The organism is Streptomyces sp. 2114.4, assembly GCF_900187385.1.
GTDB classification, from domain to species: Bacteria; Actinomycetota; Actinomycetes; order Streptomycetales; family Streptomycetaceae; genus Streptomyces; species Streptomyces mooreae.
Genome location: NZ_FYEY01000001.1, coordinates 7421969 through 7438331 on the forward strand (window position 1 = coordinate 7421969; position 16363 = coordinate 7438331).

17 protein-coding genes are annotated in these 16363 nt (G+C 71.3%); 8 read left to right on the forward strand and 9 right to left on the reverse strand.

All coding sequences use genetic code 11. From position 1 onward, the window contains the following. Positions 1-3: 3 nt before the first annotated feature. Together CFW40_RS32700 and CFW40_RS32705 are read right to left on the reverse strand one after the other, a co-directional pair. Entirely contained in the window at positions 4-1887 is a 1884-nt protein-coding gene (locus CFW40_RS32700; RefSeq protein WP_088801348.1) for an ATP-binding protein, read from the reverse strand. 243 nt (positions 1888-2130) lie between these two features. After that, positions 2131-2325 (reverse strand): hypothetical protein, encoded by a 195-nt coding sequence (locus CFW40_RS32705; RefSeq protein ID WP_018092434.1) that lies wholly within the window; start codon positions 2323-2325, stop codon positions 2131-2133. Between the two features lie 240 nt (positions 2326-2565). Between CFW40_RS32705 and CFW40_RS32710 the strand changes: the two genes are divergently transcribed. Continuing rightward, the gene (locus tag CFW40_RS32710) at positions 2566-2997 is read left to right on the forward strand and encodes a YchJ family protein (protein WP_088802515.1); all 432 of its coding nucleotides are present in this window, start codon (positions 2566-2568) and stop codon (positions 2995-2997) included. Between the two features lie 12 nt (positions 2998-3009). Here the strand turns inward: CFW40_RS32710 and CFW40_RS32715 are convergent, their stop codons facing one another. Next, entirely contained in the window at positions 3010-3384 is a 375-nt protein-coding gene (locus CFW40_RS32715; protein WP_088801349.1) for an RNA-binding S4 domain-containing protein, read from the reverse strand. Positions 3385-3528: 144 nt separating this feature from the next. After that, on the reverse strand, positions 3529-4650 hold the full coding sequence (locus CFW40_RS32720; RefSeq protein WP_088801350.1) for a Ku protein: 1122 nt from the start codon (positions 4648-4650) through the stop codon (positions 3529-3531). A 30-nt stretch (positions 4651-4680) separates the two neighbouring features. Between CFW40_RS32720 and ligD the strand changes: the two genes are divergently transcribed. Both ligD and murJ read left to right on the forward strand, forming a co-directional pair. Continuing rightward, positions 4681-5628, forward strand: coding sequence for a non-homologous end-joining DNA ligase (gene ligD, locus CFW40_RS32725; RefSeq protein WP_088801351.1), 948 nt, complete (start codon positions 4681-4683; stop codon positions 5626-5628). A 252-nt stretch (positions 5629-5880) separates the two neighbouring features. Next, positions 5881-7449, forward strand: a complete 1569-nt coding sequence (gene murJ, locus CFW40_RS32730; RefSeq protein WP_256339250.1) for a murein biosynthesis integral membrane protein MurJ — start codon at positions 5881-5883, stop codon at positions 7447-7449. A gap of 93 nt (positions 7450-7542) precedes the next feature. Here murJ and CFW40_RS32735 read toward each other — a convergent pair whose 3' ends face one another. After that, positions 7543-7974, reverse strand: coding sequence for a hypothetical protein (locus CFW40_RS32735; RefSeq protein ID WP_088801353.1), 432 nt, complete (start codon positions 7972-7974; stop codon positions 7543-7545). A gap of 458 nt (positions 7975-8432) precedes the next feature. Between CFW40_RS32735 and CFW40_RS32740 the strand changes: the two genes are divergently transcribed. From CFW40_RS32740 to CFW40_RS32750, 3 genes are all read left to right on the forward strand, one after another. Then, positions 8433-9320, forward strand: a complete 888-nt coding sequence (locus tag CFW40_RS32740; RefSeq protein WP_256331151.1) for an endonuclease I family protein — start codon at positions 8433-8435, stop codon at positions 9318-9320. A 254-nt stretch (positions 9321-9574) separates the two neighbouring features. Continuing rightward, positions 9575-10765 (forward strand): D-alanyl-D-alanine carboxypeptidase family protein, encoded by a 1191-nt coding sequence (locus CFW40_RS32745; RefSeq protein WP_371127245.1) that lies wholly within the window; start codon positions 9575-9577, stop codon positions 10763-10765. A gap of 293 nt (positions 10766-11058) precedes the next feature. Further along, a complete protein-coding gene (locus CFW40_RS32750) occupies positions 11059-11262 on the forward strand; it encodes a cold-shock protein (RefSeq protein ID WP_006601696.1) in 204 nt (67 codons plus the stop codon). 157 nt (positions 11263-11419) lie between these two features. On the opposite strand, the gene CFW40_RS32755 is transcribed toward CFW40_RS32750, so the two are convergent. After that, a complete protein-coding gene (locus CFW40_RS32755) occupies positions 11420-11611 on the reverse strand; it encodes an antitoxin (RefSeq protein ID WP_088801355.1) in 192 nt (63 codons plus the stop codon). 115 nt (positions 11612-11726) lie between these two features. Next, complete coding sequence (locus CFW40_RS32760; RefSeq protein ID WP_088801356.1) at positions 11727-12752, reverse strand: esterase family protein; 1026 nt, start codon at positions 12750-12752, stop codon at positions 11727-11729. Between the two features lie 195 nt (positions 12753-12947). Between CFW40_RS32760 and CFW40_RS32765 the strand changes: the two genes are divergently transcribed. Together CFW40_RS32765 and CFW40_RS32770 are read left to right on the forward strand one after the other, a co-directional pair. After that, the gene (locus CFW40_RS32765) at positions 12948-13262 is read left to right on the forward strand and encodes a hypothetical protein (RefSeq protein WP_256331150.1); all 315 of its coding nucleotides are present in this window, start codon (positions 12948-12950) and stop codon (positions 13260-13262) included. 288 nt (positions 13263-13550) lie between these two features. Continuing rightward, positions 13551-14072: a hypothetical protein gene (locus CFW40_RS32770; protein ID WP_088801357.1), complete on the forward strand. Its 522-nt coding sequence runs from the start codon at positions 13551-13553 to the stop codon at positions 14070-14072. Positions 14073-14082: 10 nt separating this feature from the next. Here CFW40_RS32770 and CFW40_RS32775 read toward each other — a convergent pair whose 3' ends face one another. Continuing rightward, a complete protein-coding gene (locus CFW40_RS32775; protein WP_088801358.1) occupies positions 14083-15333 on the reverse strand; it encodes an erythromycin esterase family protein in 1251 nt (416 codons plus the stop codon). After that, positions 15306-16361, reverse strand: coding sequence for an LLM class flavin-dependent oxidoreductase (locus tag CFW40_RS32780; protein ID WP_088801359.1), 1056 nt, complete (start codon positions 16359-16361; stop codon positions 15306-15308). The genes CFW40_RS32775 and CFW40_RS32780 overlap by 28 nt, the downstream gene beginning before the upstream one ends. Positions 16362-16363: the final 2 nt, after the last annotated feature.

Genomic DNA, 16363 nt, shown 5'->3' on the forward strand with positions numbered 1-16363 from the left:
GTCTCACCCCTCGGTGGGGACGGCCTCCACCGACCCGTTGACCACGCGGGATTCGCCACCCTTGACGGTCCGCGCCCGGACCCCCGCCGCGCCCACCGGCTCGGCGGGGGGACCGGCCTTTCCGGCCTCCTGTGCCGCTCCGGTCGTCGCCGTCTCGCCGGCCCCTGTGGCCCCGCCGGCCCCCGCGGTGTCACCGGCCGCCACGGTCTCGCGGTGCGGCTCCGCCGCGTCGGGGGCCCCGGTCCCGGAGCCCCCGGGCTTGCGCATGTTCACCCGCCGGCCGGTATCCGCGGACGTGCCCACGTCACCCGGCCTGCTGTCGGTCGCCGTCGCGGCGGTCTCCGCCCCGTCGGCCGGGACCGTACGCTCCGGCAGCAGCGACAGGACGGCCTGCCGCAGCGCCTGCCCGGTGGCCTCGTCGAGCGGATCGGGCGTGGCCGGCACCTGGAGTCGCAATACCGGAGCGGACCCCAGGCGCACATAGCCGCGGCCCGGCGGGACGCTCGCGGTCGGCGTGGTGTGCGGCGGCGCCCCGAGCACCGCCCGTACCTCCTCCGCCGTGGCGGGGCCGAGCACCACCCGCGCCTTGGTGTGCGCCCGTACGGGCTCGCTCAGCAGCTCGGCGCTCTCGAACTGGTCGGCCACGACCACCGTGACGTGGGCGGCCCGGCCGTGCCGCAGCGGCGTCTGCAGCCACCGCTGCGGATCGTCCCGGCCCTCCGCGACCGCTACATGAGCCAGCGCCGTCGGACGGTCCGCAAGGATCCACAGGGGGCGACGGGTGTCCTCCGGCGCCGGACGGCCGGCCTGCCGGGCCCGGTTCGCCGCGATCAGCCGCCGCTCGGTCTCGTGGGACGCCCACTCCAGGGTCGCCAGCGCCCCCGCCAGGCCGCTCTCCACCCCCAGTACCCCCCGGCGTCCGGCCAGCGCGCCGTACTCACCGCTGCCGCCGCCGTCGATGACCAGCACATCCCCGTGCTGCAGCGCCTGCAGCGCGATCGAGCGCAGCAGGGTCGTGGCGCCCGTCCCCGGCTGCCCCAGGACGAGCAGATGCGGTTCGGTGGAGCGCGGCCCGGTGCGCCAGACCACCGGCGGCGCATCCCGCGTCACCTCCCCGGCGGTGACCGGCAGGGTCCGCTGGACGGCGTCCGCGTCCGTGAACCCGAGCACCGTCTCGCCCGGTGAGGTGACGAAGCGCTGCGCTCCGATGTCGGCGGGCAGCGCGCCGAGCACGCTCACGGTGAGCTGATTGGCCAGCTCGTCCCATCCGAAGTGGTACTCGCGGCCCCGGCCCGCCTTGGCGTACAGCACCTGCTCGATGCGGACCCGGGACTGGTCCTCACCGTCGGTGAAGTACGCCGGGTACTTCAGCCGCAGCCGTTCGATCCGCCCGCTGTCGTCGAAGGCGTGCTCGGTGAAGACCCGCTCCCAGCCGCCGTCGTGCGCGTACAGGGGGCTGGGGTCGCCCTCGACGGAGAAGTACGGGACCAGCGCCTCGTACAGCGCCTGCAGCCGCTCCCGCTCGGCCTCCCCGGGACCGGTCTCGACCGGCGTGCGCTCCCGGCCTGCCCAGGCGCCCGCGCCCATCACCGAGATCAGGGCGAGCAGCGGACCGTACGGGACCAGGCACATGACCAGCACACACGCGCCGACGAAGAAGGCCAGCGGACCGCGGTTCTCCCGGGGCGTGTCGACCCAGCGTCCCCGGCCCGCCGCACCCAGCCGGCGCAGCCCCCGGCCGATGGTGATCAGCGGATGGAGCACGTCACAGGCGCTCTCGGCAGCGGTCCGCGCGAGTTCCCGGCCGCGGGCGAGCGAGGTGCTCTGGGTCATACGGGCGAGCGGTGCGCTGTCGGTCAGGATGCGGGGCAGGGGTCGACGGGCCACATCGTCTCCTGTTGCTCGTGGCGGTGGTCGTGGGGAGCTCGTGGGGCGGCTCGGTGTGCGGGGCGGGCCGGGAGCGTGCTGCATACGGAGCCGCCCGGACGGGAGGTGGTGCGGTCCGTTCGGGCGGGACCCGTGGAGTGGCACCGGAGGACGACTCCGGACCGTGGATGACGACTCCGGAACAACGCCGGAACGACGGATGACGACTCCGGACGGCGAACGACGGGACTGTGAGGGCAGGACCTAGATCTTGATCCCCCCGAGGAGGCTCGCCAGGCTCGCCCCGCCGGCCTTGATGCTGGGGGCGATGGCGGAGCTGGCGAGATAGAACCCGAAGAGCGCGGAGACCAGTGCATGCGACAACTTCAGGCCGTCCTTGCGGAAGAAGAGGAAGACGATGACACCGAGCAGGACGACGCCGGAAATGGACAGAATCATGGGGGTTCTCTCCTGGGTGGTGGGGACGGACACCATGAGTTCTTCCAGCCTCACAGCACGTATCAAGCCAGGAAAAGCCGCAAATGGGTGATTTGTCGTGGGAATTCCCCAAATGGGCGCATCTCCAGGGCGTGCCGCTCCGGGGTGTGCTGGGCGTGTCGCGGCCCCGGTCCGCCGACCCGGCACAATCGTGGGGTGTCGAAGCCGAAGAAGTCGAGCAAGCCGAAGAAGCCGAGCGAGCTGAGCAGGCCGAAGGGTGAGCCGCGCCGTCCGGCCGCCGTTGTCACCGCCGCCTCACCGTGCCCGTGCGGGCGCACCGAGGCCTACGGCGACTGCTGCGCACCCTTCCACCAGGGGCGCGCCACCGCCCCGACCGCGGAGCGCCTGATGCGCTCGCGCTACAGCGCCTTCGCCGTCGGTGACACCGGATACCTGCTGCGCACCTGGCACCCGACGACCCGTCCCGGCAGTCTCGAACTCGACCCGGACCGGCGCTGGAGCGGCCTGGACATCCTCGGCACCACCGGCGGCAGCGCCTTCCACACCGAGGGCACCGTGGAATTCCGTGCCCACTTCGCCCTGCACGGCCACGCCGACAGTCAGTACGAGCACAGCCGCTTCGTCCGCGAGAACGGCCAGTGGGTCTACCTCGACGCCCTGCCGTCCACGTAGGCGCTGCCCGGTTCAGAGCCCGCGCAACTGGTCGATCTCGCGGCGGTCGCGCTTGGTGGGCCGTCCGGTGCCGCGTTCGCGCACCGCGATCACCGGAACCTCCTCGCGCGGCGGGACCGGCGGACTGTTGTCGATGAAGCACTCGGCGGCAACGGCCGCACCCACCCGCTTGCGCACCAGCCGCGAGACGACCACGATCCGCTCCCGGCCCGCGTGTCGCAGCCGCACCTCGTCGCCGTTGCGCACCGCATGGGCCGGCTTCACCCGCTCGCCGTTGACCCGGACGTGTCCCGCGCGACAGGCCGCCGCGGCCAGCGACCGCGTCTTGGTGAGCCGTACCGACCAGATCCAGCTGTCGATGCGGGTGGTCCCCTCGTCTGAAGCCATACCAAGACTCTAGAACGGCCGCCCGGCGAGCGGTGGCCGACGGCCGGGCCCCCTGCTTCGCCGGCTCGCCGTACGCGCCTGCCCTGCGCCTGCCCTGCGCGTGCGCCGTACGCGTTCGTCGGACTCGTCCGCCGCCGACGGCCGTCACCCCGTCTTCCGGCCCGGCTTCCCGCCCGCCGCCTTCTTGGCGGTGCTCTTCGATGCCTTCTTCGTGGCGGTGCCGGCGGTCGAGTCGCGGGCGCTCGTGCCGGTCTTCTTGGCCGGCGAAGCGGCCTTGGCCCGTCCGCCGGAGGTCTTCGCCGGGGCCGCCGTCTTCTTGCCGGGCGTCTTCTTCGCGGCGGCCGAGCCGGTGCCGGTCTTCTTCGCCGTCTTCTTCGTCGGAGTGCCGCTCCGCCCGGAGGCGCGCGGGCCGGCCTCGCTCTTCTTCGCCGGCTTCCGCCCCCGCAGGGAGGTCACGGGCGCCGACTTTGCCCGGGTGTCGGACTCTCCGCCGCCCCGCGCCGCCCGCACGCTCTTCTCCAGGGCCGCCGTGAGATCGATGACCTGGGCGCCGGAGCTGCCCGACGCGGCGGGGGCGGCCGGCTCCTCGCCCTCCACCTTGGCGGCCACCAGCTCCTCGACGGCCTCGCGGTAGTCGTCGTGGAGTTCGGCGGGATCCAGCTCACCCAGGGAGTCCATCAGCGTCTCGGCCAGCGTCAGCTCGTTCTCGCGCAGCGCGACATCGTCGGGTACCACCCCGGTGGCGGGCCGGATCTGATCCGGCCACAGCAGCGTATGCATCACGATCGCCTGGTCGTACGCCCGCAGCATCGCCAGCGACTCCCGCCCCCGCATCGCCACCTTGCCGACCGCGACCTTCCGGTGGTGCTCCAGCGCCTCCCGCAGCAGGGTGTACGGCTTGGTGGCGGATGCCCCATTGGGGCCCAGGTAGTAGGCCTTGTCCATCTGGAGCGGATCGATCTCGGCGGGGTCGACGAAGGACAGGATCGACAGCGTCTTGGCGGTCGGCATCGGCAGCTGGGACAGATCGTCGTCGGTGATCGGTACGACGGTCTCGTCGCCCGGCGCCTGATAGCCCTTGCCGACCTCCTCGTTCGGGACCTCCTCGCCGTCCAGCTCGCAGATCTTCCGGTAGTGGATCTGAGCGCCGTCCTTCTCGTGAATGCGCACGAAAGAGACCGACGAGGTGCGGTCGGTGGCGCTGTAGGTCTTCACGGGGATGGTGACCAGACCGAACGAGATGGAGCCATTCCAGATAGATCGCATCGTTTATCCCTTATGTGGGATTCTCATCGTATGTCGCCGATCACCGACGTGGAGGGGCGGCGCCTCCCGCTGACCAACCTGGACAAGGTCCTCTACGCCGAGACCGCCACCACCAAGGGCGAGGTGCTGCACTACTGCACCACCGTCGCCGGCCCGCTGCTCGCCCACCTCCACGACCGGCCGCTCTCCTTCCTGCGCTACCCCGACGGGCCGGAAGGCCAGTGCTTCTTCACCAAGAACGTGCCGCCCGGGGCACCCTCCTGGGTGAAGACCTGCGAGGTCCCCCACTCGGCCTCCGGGCCCGCCCGGCAGGTTCTGCTGCAGGACCTCCCTTCGCTGGTCTGGGCCGCGAACCTGGTCGTCGAACTGCACACCCCGCAGTGGAAGTGCCAGGCTCCCGGCCTCGCGGACCGCCTCGTCCTCGATCTCGATCCCGGCGCTCCGGCCACCATCGTGGAGTGCTGCGCCGCGGCGCAGTGGCTGTACGACCGGCTGGCCGCCGACGGCCTGGAGGTCTGCGCGAAGACCAGCGGCTCCAAGGGCCTGCACCTCATCGTGCCCATCGAACCCACTCCCTCCGAGCGGGCCACCGCATACGCCAAGACCCTCGCCACCGAGGCAGCGGCGGCCCTCCCGGACCTTGTCGTGCCCAAAATGACCAAGGCCCTGCGCCCCGGCAAGGTCTTCCTCGACTTCTCCCAGAACGCCGCCGCCAAGACCACCGCCGTCGCCTACACGCTGCGTGCCCGCCCCACCCCCACCGTCTCGACCCCCGTCACCCGGGACGAGATCGCCCAGTGCACCGATCCACGGCAACTCAGCTTCCTCTTCGGCGAGATCGCACCCCGCCTCGCGCACCACGGCGACCTGCTCGGCCCGCTCCTCGACCCCGGCCGGGCCCGGCCGCTTCCGCGCGCCGCACCCCGGCGTGCGCCCGCGGCGCCCAACCGGCCCGGTTCCGGCCGGGGTTCAACGTAGATTGGCGGCATGCTGGAGGGGACACCACACACGCCACACGACACACTGCCGCTACGTCTGCCGGACCGGTGGGCGGACGACGGGGCCGCCGGTGCCGGACCGGAGCCCGGCAACGAGGGGGAAGCGGTCGGGCGGGCGCCGCGCCCGGGGCGGCGCCGGCACGCCGCGGGCACACGGGGCGGCGCGAGCAATAAGGATGACGAGGGCCATCGGGACGGCGAGGGCGGAGGCCTGCAGCGCTCCTCACTCCTGATGGCGCTGGGGACCGTGATCTCCCGTGGCACGGGGATGATCCGGCAGGTGCTCCAGGCGGCCGCACTCGGCACCGGCCTGCTCGCCACGACGTACAACACCGCCAACATGGTCCCGATGAGCATCTATACCCTGCTGATCGGCGGCGCGCTGAACTCGGTACTGGTGCCGCAGCTGGTACGCGCCAGGGCCGAGCACGCGGACGGCGGGCGGGCCCATGAACAGCGCCTGGTCACCCTCGTCCTGAGCGTGCTGGCGGTGGGGACCGTACTGTCGCTCTGGGCCGCGCCGCAGATCGTCGCCGTCTTCACACCGGACACGCCGGGCCACCACGCCGCCTTCGAGCTCACCGTGGTCTTCGCACGGTTCCTGCTGCCACAGCTCTTCTTCTACGGCTTGTTCTTCATCCTCGGTCAAGTCCTCAACGCCCGGAACAAGTTCGGCGCGATGATGTGGACGCCGGTCCTCAACAACCTCGTGCTGATCACGATGTTCGGGATCTACCTCGGCCTGCTGGCGGGCCCCGACCGCATCGAGGACATCAGCCCCGGCCAGATCGACTTCCTCGGCATCGTCACCACCGGTGGCATCGCGGTACAGGGCCTGGCCCTGATCCCCTTCGTCCGCGCCGCCGGCTTCCGCTTCCGGCCGCGCTTCGACTGGCGCGGCACCGGTCTGCGCAAGAGCCTCACGGCCGCCCGCTGGACCCTGCTGTTCGTGCTCGCCAACCTGGCCGCGATGGTCGTCGTCACGCACTACGCCGTCGCCGCCGACCAGCAACTCCCCACCGCGGGCGTCGGATACAGCGTCTACAGCTACGCCCAGCTCATCTGGACGCTGCCGCAGTCGATCGTCACCGTCTCACTGGTGACGGCGCTGCTGCCGCGGATGAGCCGGGCGGTCGCCGAAAACCGTCTCGACGAACTGCGCGCCGACCTCTCCCGTGCGCTGCGCATCAGCGGCGTCGTGATCGTTCCGGCCGCCTTCTTCTTCCTCGCGCTCGGCCCGCAGACCGCCCAGTTCCTGTTCGCGCACGGCACCGTGGACTCCGCGTCGGCCGTGCCTGCCGGGCACATGCTGCAGGCCTTCGGGCTCGGTCTGATCCCGTACTCCGCCCAGTACCTGCTGCTGCGCGGCTTCTACGCCTTCGAGGACACCCGCACGCCGTTCTGGATGGCCGTCTGGATCGCGGCCGTCAACATCGCCCTGGCCACCGCGTGTCATCTGCTGCTGCCCGCCCGCTGGGCGGTGACCGGTATGGCCGCGGCCTACGCCGTCGCGTACGGCGTCGGGCTGCTGATCACCGCGCTGCTGCTGCGCCGGCGGCTCTCCGGCCGCCTCGACGGCCGGCGCCTGTGCCGCACCTACGGCAAGCTGACCGGGGCCGCCGCCACGGCCGCGGCGGCCGGCTGGCTCGCGGCCCGTGCCTGCTCGGACGTGCCCGTCCCGGCGGCCTGGACGCCCGTCCTGGGCCTGGCCGCCGGTGGTACCGGCATGGCGCTGATCTTCCTGGCCCTGGCCCGCGCCTTGAAGATCGGTGAGCTGCGCAGCCTGCCCGGACTGCGGTGAGCAGGTCCGCAGTGACCAGATTTGCCGTGACCGGGTCTGCCGTGACCGGGTCTGCGGTGCCCCGGTCTGCGGTGACCCGGTCGGCGGTCTCCCTCACACCGCGCGCGACCGTGGCCAGGACGTCTGCGCGGCGGCCGCCAGCCAGCCGATGACGGCACCGACGGTGGTGTCACCCAGGCTCGCGATCTCCGCCAGGGCGGCCAGGTCCCCGTCCGCCGGAGCGACACCGGCCGCGGTCAAGGCGGCGTGGAGGTTCAGCCGCCGGTAATCGGGCATCGCCACCGGCCCCTGCCGCTGCTCCGTGGGAAGCGGGGGAGCGGACGGACCGTACGGCTGCGGCGGCTCGAAGGGCAGCCGGTCCTCCGGGCGGGGCGGCGGGAGGAAGGGGTGCGCGGCGGAGGCGGACGGGCGCGACGGTTCGTGCGGGGACGCGGGCGCGCCGAGGCGCTCCTCGGGGCGCGGGGGAGCGAGCACATAGTCCGGCGTCGCGCCGTACGGCGGGGGAGTGGGGCGGAAAGGCGACATGGCGGCCTCCACAACTCGCGGTCCGAAGGGTTCACCGGCTTTCGGCGAAGACGGTGTCAGTTCTTCGGAAGCCGGAAGGTGCCCGTCCGGTTGCGGACGAGACGAGGGTTCACCCAATGGGCCCAAGGGGCGCAGGCCTCTCGCTGCGAGGTCATCACCGTGGTGGCCGTCGTCCTCCACCTGGACTTCGCTGCCACCCCCACCCCGCCACGCCGCCGAACGGAAAACAGTCCCGGTGCGGCACTTCTGACGAGGAATCGGCCATCCATGACGGAATGGCAGTTTCGGCGGAATTCTTCGGTTCTCACGTGTGGGAAAAATAACTCTCCGCTGATGTTCACACCGTGGTGATTACCGCGATGGAAGGCTTCCTGCGGCCGTATTTCCCAACGGCCGGTGCCGGTCGTGCCCCACACTTTCGCGACCCGGCGCCACAATTCGGGGAAAGGACACCCTTCGTGGACAACACCCGCGTGAACCGCCGCGCCCGGACCGCGCTGGCCCTCGCCGCCGGAACGGTATTGACGGTGACGATCGGACAGCTCCCGGCCGGTGCGACGGCCGCCCCCCACCGTGCCGCTGCCGCGTCCGGCACCCAGCACGCGTCCATATCCGCCGGTGCATCTGATGCCGCGTCGTATGACGACACGTCCGATGCCGACGACTACTACAAAGACGCCGTCGGCAAGACCGGCCAGGCACTGAAGGAATCGCTGCACCGGATCATCAGCACCACCCAGACCGGAAAACTGACATACGACCAGGTCTGGGACGCCCTCAAGGACACCGACCAAGACCCCGACAACAGCGCGAACATCATTCTGCTGTACAGCGGCCGGTCGCAGAGCAAAGACGCCCACGGCGGAAATCCCGACGACTGGAACCGCGAGCACGTCTGGGCGAAGTCCCATGGCGACTTCGGTACCGACACCGGTCCCGGAACCGACCTCCACCACCTGCGCCCGGAGGACGTGTCCGTCAACAGCGTCCGCGGCGACAAGGACTTCGACAACGGTGGTACGGCGGTGGACGGCGCGCCGGGCAGCCGCTCCGACGACGACTCCTTCGAGCCCCGTGACGCGGTCAAGGGCGATGTCGCCCGCATGATCCTCTATATGGCCGTCCGTTATGACGGCGGTGACGGCTTCGCCGACCTGGAGCCCAACGACAAGGTCGACAACGGCACCCAGCCGCACATCGGACGGCTCTCCGTCCTCAAGCAGTGGAGCAAGCAGGACCCGCCGGACTCCTTCGAAAAGCACCGCAACCAGGTGATCTTCGACAAGTACCAGCACAACCGGAACCCGTTCATCGACCACCCGGAGTGGGTCGACTCGATCTGGTAAGCCGCATCCGGCAGCCAGGGCCAGGGCCAGGGCCGGGGCCGGCGGCGGTCTTTCCGCCGGCCCCGGCGAGTCCACGTACGGCAGTCGGCCTGGCACGTACGGCAGTCGGCGTGCCGCGTACGGCAGTCGGGGCGCTCGCACATCGGATGGCGTAGGCCAGCCAGCGCGCGGCCGGGGTCGTTTTTAGCGTGGGCCACATGTCGAGCGCGAGTTGGGTCCCCGTCAGAGTCGTTACCGCAGCCACCGTTTGTGCCGTGAGCCTGCTGGCCGCGCCGGTCCCGGCGGCCGCCGATGGCCCCCATGGCATCGACGACCTGCGGGCCGCCGCGCATGTGGCCGGTCCGGTCCGTGCCGAGAGCCGGCTGGACGGCCGGGGAGTGCAGTTCCTGCCCCGGCCGGACGTGCCGGAGCCACCGGATGTCTCCGCCCTGTCGTGGATGGTGACGGACATGGCGACCGGCAAGGTCCTCGCGGCCAAGGACGCCCACCGGCCCCTGCCACCCGCCAGCACCCTCAAGGCGCTCTTCGCCGTGACCGTGCTGCCGAAGTTCTCCCAGGGGGAGGTACACACTGTCTCCCTCCGGGACCTGGACGGTATCGAGGCGGGCAGTTCGCTGGCCGGCCTCAAGGAGGACCTGCCCTATCGCGTCGCGGACCTGTGGGCCGCGGTCTTCCTCCGCTCGGGCAGCGATGCGGTGCACACCCTGGCCGGCATGAACGGCGGCTGGAACAAGACCATCGACGACATGCAGGAGACCGCGGACCGCCTCGGCGCCCGTGACACCACGGTGGCGTCCGCCGACGGGTTCGACACGCCGGGCCAGTTCTCGTCCGCCTACGATCTGACGCTCTTCGGACGGGCAGGCCTCGCCGACCCCGACTTCGCCCACTTCGCCGCCACGAAACGGACGGAACTGCCGGAGGAGGGCGGTCCGGACGCGTTCGGCATCGTGAACACCAACCGGCTGCTGGTCGGCTCGCACGGCGTCAAACCGTACGACGGCCTGATCGGGGTGAAGAACGGCTATACGACCCACGCCGGAAACACCCTGATCGCCGCGGCCCGGCGGGACGGCCGGACGCTGCTGGTCACCGTGATGAACCCGCAGTCCGGCAGCCGCAACGCCGTCTACGAGGAGACCCGGGACCTGCTGGACTGGGGATTCGAGGCGGCTCCCCGGGCGGCCGCCGTCGGCGTGCTGCCCGCGCTGCGGCCCCGTGGGGGCACCGGCGTGTCGCAGCCTGTCGCGCACCACTCGCGGTCCGTCGTGCCGCTGCACAAGGCGGCGGTCGTGGCGCAGACGGACGCCGCCACCGAGGCGCGGTACTGGTGGTTCGTCTCCGCCGCCGGAGCCGTCGGGGTCATCGCCCTCGCCGCGCTCGGCACCGCTCTGTGGTGGCGCCGTCGCAAGCCGTCCGAGAGCCGGGGCGCGGAGTCCGACTGAGCCCGTGCCACGCGCCACCGGACGTCGTACATCCATCCGATCGGTCAGGGATACGGAGGACGTGCGATGGCCTTGCCCGGTGAAGGGCGACGCGTCCGCCACGGTTGTGCGGCCTGCCGGGCGCTGCTCGGTGTAGCGTCCTGATCAGCTGTCGTGGTTCCGAAGTGCCGGACGCCCGTGTCGCATTCACGGGCGTCCTTGCTGTGTAGCGCGTCTCCGGACCAGGGCGATCACCTCCGGGGTCCGCAGCACGCGGAACCCGATTCGAGCCCCCTTGAACGAAGGAGACGGATATGGCGTCCGGCACGGTGAAGTGGTTCAACTCGGAGAAGGGCTTCGGCTTTATCGCGCAGGACGGCGGCGGCGCCGACGTCTTCGCGCACTACTCCAACATCGATGCCACGGGCTTCCGCGAGCTGCAGGAAGGCCAGAAGGTGACCTTCGAGGTCACCCAGGGCCACAAGGGTCCCCAGGCGGAGAAGATCCGTCTGGCGTAGGTCCGGCGGATCCCCGTCGGCGCCCGTTCCCGGCCCGGGGGCGGGCGCCGACGCACGTCACGGGGCACCCCGACGTCACCCGGTCGGCCGCAGGGAAAGGCAAAGGGTGGCCGGGTCCTGGCCCTCGCGTGCCGACGGGCCTGAGGGGGCCGCCGGCTCAGGGCTGCGGTGGCCGGTCCTGGCCCTCCCCGCCGAACTGGTCGCGCATCTTCTCCTGCGCCGTGTCCACCTGACCCTTGTACTTGCCCTGGGTCTTGTCGTCGACCATGTCGCCGGACTTGTCGATGCCCTTGTCCGTCTGGCTTTCGTGGCCCTTCAGCATGCTCTTGATCTTGTCCATCATGGACATGAGTGGTCCTCCTCACCACGGTCCCCCCACGACTCCAGCATCACCCCCTGCCAGGTGATCTGCATCCGCGCGCCGGGGCGGTGCCGGGACGCCCCGGCGGCCGTGGCGGCCCGGTTCAGTGACCGCTCGCCACCGGTGCCTTCATCCGGTCGCTGATGAACTTGATCGAACCGGCGGCCATGCCCTTCTGGTAGTCCCAGGCGTTGTGCCGACCACCGGGGATCAGCTGCATGGCGGTATGGATCGGGCCCTTGCCATAGGTCCGGCGGAAGCGGTCCATGGCGGTGGTGACGGCGGCGGGCTCCCGGCTGCCGGCCTGGAAGGCGAGGTAGATGTCCGGCCCGCCCTTCCGCAGCAGCCGCTGGGCGAGCTTTGCCGGATCGTTGGCGTCCCGCTGTGCCCGGTGCCCCGCCCACAACGGCGAATCCGGCACGATGTCCGGTCCGCTGGCTATGGCCGCCTTGAACTTCTCCGGATGTTTCAGCACGGACTTCAGCCCGGCGAAGCCGCCCGAGGACGACCCCATGAAGGCCCAGCCGTCGCGGGACTTGAACGTACGGAAATTGGCCTTGGCCAGTTGGACGACGTCCTCCGTCAGCCAGGTCCCCATCTTCTGCCGGCCGGGTATGTCGCTGGCGTCGTGGTACTGCGTGTCCGGGTTGAGCATCGGCATCACCACGATGAACGGGAGGCTCTTGCCCTCCGCGGTCCACCGGGTGAGGTTCTCCTGCAGTTCGATGTCGCCGCCCACCCAGTAATTCGTGACGCCGCCGGGCTCCTTCGGGCTGCCCAGGCCACCCGGCAGGGCTATCAGCACGGGAAATCCGCTCTTGCGGTATTTCGGGTCGTGGTACTCCTTCGGCGCCCAGACCCAGACGCTTCCGGTGACACCGGATTTCGGGCCCCTCAGGGTCGTCCGCGCTATATGGGTGCCGTCGTCCAGGGTCCGGGTGATCCGGAAGTCGCTCTTGGGGCCGGTCGGCATGAGGGTGTCCGCGTCGACGGGCCGGGCCCGCGCGGCGCCGTCGCCGGGGGCGCCGGCATTGAAGTCGACCGGGTTTCCGGTCTCCGAGCAGCCGGCGAGCAGCGCGCAGGCAGCGACGAGGGCGGCCACGAACGCGACGGCAGAAGGGCGTTTCACGAGGGACTCCGCGACTGGAAGATCAAGTGCAAGTGCTCATAAAGAGGGAAAAGGGGCCGGGGAGGTTCCCCTGCCGCGCGCAGGCTTTCGAGGCCGTTTCACTCATACGGAGTAACGCGTCCCCGGTGGTTTCCCTCGGCCGGCCTCCGGCTCGCTCGACGGGCACGGTCGTGCGGTCCGGCCGAGAATGCAGCGGTGAACGATGAACACCGCAGTGAGGAACACCGCAGTGCCGATGACGCCGCGTCGCGCGCCATGCCGTGCGACGAGGAACGCAGGCTCGCCAGGAAGGCGCTGGCCGGCCGGGCGCGGGACGCGGACGACCTGTCGTTGTTGACGGACATGCTGGGCCTGGACCCGAGCCGCGATCCGGACCACGAGGCGGCGCACGGCCGTCAGCCGGCCCCTGGCAGGGGAACCGGACGCGGCACCGGGCGCGAGCGACGCCAGGAGCTGCGCCGTGACACCTGCCGTGATGCCCGGTCGCGCTCGGGCAAACCCGGGGCGTAAGCCACGCCCGGGCCCGCCCGCCGTTCCTGGCGGCTACTCGCCGGCCGCCCGGGGAAGGCCGCACGGTCACGATCCGGAAAGGGCGGAGCCTCATCCGGACCGTTTTCCCCTGCCGTTCGCACACCGGCCCGTCGTCGACGGGGCCGCTCCAGCAGATCGGCGGCGACGGTGCCGGCAGGCTCGAAGGCCGTCTTCTCTTTGTGGCCGGTAAGGGACCCGGCGTCCGGGTGCCTACCGGATGCTGGCGGAGCCGACGATCACGAGAGAACACCAGGTGAGGAGTTGTCGATGCCCCCCATCGCGTACCTGCCCTCCGACGATCCGCTCTTCGGGACGGTCGACGTCGGTCTCGACCACGAGGCCGGTGTGCTCGTCGTGGCCGGGGACGGCCTGCCGCGGGCCGATGTACGGCGGGTGGCAGGTACGCCCCTGGAGAGCCATGTGCCCATCGGCACGCGGGACCCCGGACGTCTGACGATGCGAGTCGACAGCGCGGCGGTATCCCTGCGGCCCGCCAAGGGGTTCTTGACGCGCAGGTCGTACCAGGTGGACGTCGGATCCGGAGCGAAGGGGTACGGGCACCGGCTGGTGCCCGTGTCGTTGGGCAGCAGCCGGCTGCTGCGGGATGGGGCACCTCTTGGTGTCTTCACGTCGACCGGCGACGGGATCGTGACGGCCGAGTGGGAGACGGGGACCGCACCGAGCCCGTATGACGCCTCCATCGGGTACGCGCTCGCCACCGCGTTCGGCACCGGGGCCGAGCCCATGTGGAAGCTGACCCTGGACGCCGTGCTTGCCGTGTGGTTCTGAGCGGCGGTGCTCAGGCCTGCGCGGCCGGCAGGAGGCGGGAGCAGGTGGCGTGGGCGACGAAGGCGATGCCGTCGTAGTCCTCGGCCGGGACGAGTGGTGCCGTATGGAAGCGGTAGACGAAGCGTGGCACTCCGGCACCGAAGCTGCGGTGCGTGTGCGGGGCGCGCAGCCACCGGGCGGCTTCGGGTGAGAGGCCGGCGGTGCGCAGGTCGGCGTAGTAGTTGCCGGGGACGGCGTGGGCGAGGCGCGCTTCGATGGACCGGATTCCGGTGCCGATGCGGTGCCGCCGCGGCGGGCCCTGCAGGTCGTGGCCACGGCGGGCGAGGAAGGAGCCCTTGCCGAAGAGCAGGGCCAGAGCGTAGTAGCCGTTGCCGTAGCGCTCCCGGAGCCCGCTGCCGAGCGAGGGCACTCCGTCGCCGTATGTGCCCGCGGTGAGGTGTCCGTTGTGGGCCCAGAGGATGACGCGCGTTGAAGGGCTGTCGTCGACGAGCCGTGCCACAGCGTCGGCCATGTAGCGGTCACGGGCGGCGAGCACGCTGTGTTCCCCGGAGCGCAGGTCGGGAGAGCGGGTCACCAGATCGGCGGCGCGGGTGAGGATTCGTGCGTGTTCCACGGCCTCGCGCGCGGCATCCGCTGTGGTGTGCCGGGCGAACTGCTCCCGGCGGTCCTCCAGGAAGCCGGCGAGTGCCTCGACGCGGCGCAGGAGGGCCTGTTCCGGGTCGGGTCGGGAAGCGGGGTGAGCCTGCTTCAGCATCTGGAGTCCGTCCACGTCCTGTGCCCGCTCGGGTGCCACCTGGCGCAGGAAGGCGGCGACCGCCTCGAGCGAGTCGGTGCAGCGTTGGGGGTCCGTGCCGACGAAGCGCACCTGCCGGCTCTCGGGGACGCCGCGGTTGTGGGCGCGCAGCCATTCGACGAGGTCGAGCATCTCCTCCGTGCGCCAGGTCCAGAACCCCAGGCGGGTGATGAGGCGCGCGGGGTCGCCGGTGCCGTGCCGCACGTATGTGTCCAGGGCCCGCGCGGCAGACGCGCTGGCCTCCATGGCCAGGGTCGTGAAGCCCGCCTCGCGCACCAGGAACTCCACGATCCGGTGCTTCAACCGGAAGAACTCGTGGGTGCCGTGGGTGGATTCGCCCAGACCCACGATCCGCACGTCCCGCAGGGCCTCACCGAGCGGTTCGAGGTCCTGGTGGGGTGCGCCCGGTGTCAGCGTGCCGAGTGGCCTGGCGTACTCGGTCAGCCAGCGAGTGATGTCGTCGGGCACCGTGGTGCGTCTCCTCCCTGCATGCGGCCGGGCGGCGCCTCGGCGCGCCCGTGCTCCGGCACCTGTTCCTGTTCCCGGCACGCGGCGAGGATGTCGTGGAGGTCTCGCACGGCGTCCGGGTGTCCGTGCTCGGAGTACACGCCCGCGACGTTGACGACAACTTCGTCCACACCCGCCCGACCGTATTCGGCCAATTGCTCGGCGATGTCCTCGGGCGAGCCGTGGGCGAAGGTGCCGGAGTCGACCAGGGCGCGGGCGCCGAGGCTCGGCCGGCTGTGGTGCACCCGCAGGCCGGCGCGGCGCAGCATGTCGGTGTAGTGCGGCCCGGCGAGGTGGGCACGGGCGGCGGTGTACGCGAGTCGATACGGGTTGCGGTGCGGGCGGTCCACGGCGGCGTGCACGACGGTGACCATGCGCGGCACGGGTCGGCCGGTCTCGGCCGCGCCTTTCGCCATGGCAGGGAGCAGGGTGTCGCGCACGTAGCCGGGGGGCGTCATCCAACTGATCGCCACATCCGCCACCTGGCCGGCGGCACGCGCCAGGACGGGCCGGAGCACGCCGAGTCCTGTCTCCACTCCCGGGTGCGCCATCGCCGGCAGGCTGACGGCGCCAGGATTCCCGTCGCCGGCCCTCGGCGAGCCCTCGGTGCCGAGCAGACGCCGGACCTCCTTGAGGTAGGCGACGCACGCATCGCGCGGACTGTCGTACGGCTTTCCGTGCAGTCCGGTGACGAAGTCGGGGGTTCCGGGGCCGAGACCGAGGACCATGCGCTGTCCGGTGAGCAGGGCCAGCGAGCGGGACTGGATCGCGGCGTCCATGGCGTGCCGCAGCGGCATCAGGACGACGCTGGTCCCGATGGGGATGTGATACCCCATGCCGGCCAGGTAAGCGAACACCTGATGGGTGTCCGCGCTCAGGGACTGCCCCTGCCACAGGCGGGCGGCCTGCCCCGCACGGACGAGTTCGGCGAAGGGGACCACGGACCGGGGGTCCGTCGGCATGACAGGGAACAGGATGGATATGCGCATTC

Coding starts and splice junctions, on each gene's coding strand:
- CFW40_RS32705 (WP_018092434.1), bottom strand. CDS start 2,325: ATGATTCTGTCCATTTCCGGCGTCGTCCTGCTCGGTGTCATCGTCTTC.
- CFW40_RS32715 (WP_088801349.1), bottom strand. CDS start 3,384: ATGGCTTCAGACGAGGGGACCACCCGCATCGACAGCTGGATCTGGTCG.
- CFW40_RS32720 (WP_088801350.1), bottom strand. CDS start 4,650: ATGCGATCTATCTGGAATGGCTCCATCTCGTTCGGTCTGGTCACCATC.
- ligD (WP_088801351.1), top strand. CDS start 4,681: ATGTCGCCGATCACCGACGTGGAGGGGCGGCGCCTCCCGCTGACCAAC.
- murJ (WP_256339250.1), top strand. CDS start 5,881: ATGGCGCTGGGGACCGTGATCTCCCGTGGCACGGGGATGATCCGGCAG.
- CFW40_RS32735 (WP_088801353.1), bottom strand. CDS start 7,974: ATGTCGCCTTTCCGCCCCACTCCCCCGCCGTACGGCGCGACGCCGGAC.
- CFW40_RS32750 (WP_006601696.1), top strand. CDS start 11,059: ATGGCGTCCGGCACGGTGAAGTGGTTCAACTCGGAGAAGGGCTTCGGC.
- CFW40_RS32755 (WP_088801355.1), bottom strand. CDS start 11,611: ATGTCCATGATGGACAAGATCAAGAGCATGCTGAAGGGCCACGAAAGC.
- CFW40_RS32770 (WP_088801357.1), top strand. CDS start 13,551: ATGCCCCCCATCGCGTACCTGCCCTCCGACGATCCGCTCTTCGGGACG.
- CFW40_RS32780 (WP_088801359.1), bottom strand. CDS start 16,361: ATGCGCATATCCATCCTGTTCCCTGTCATGCCGACGGACCCCCGGTCC.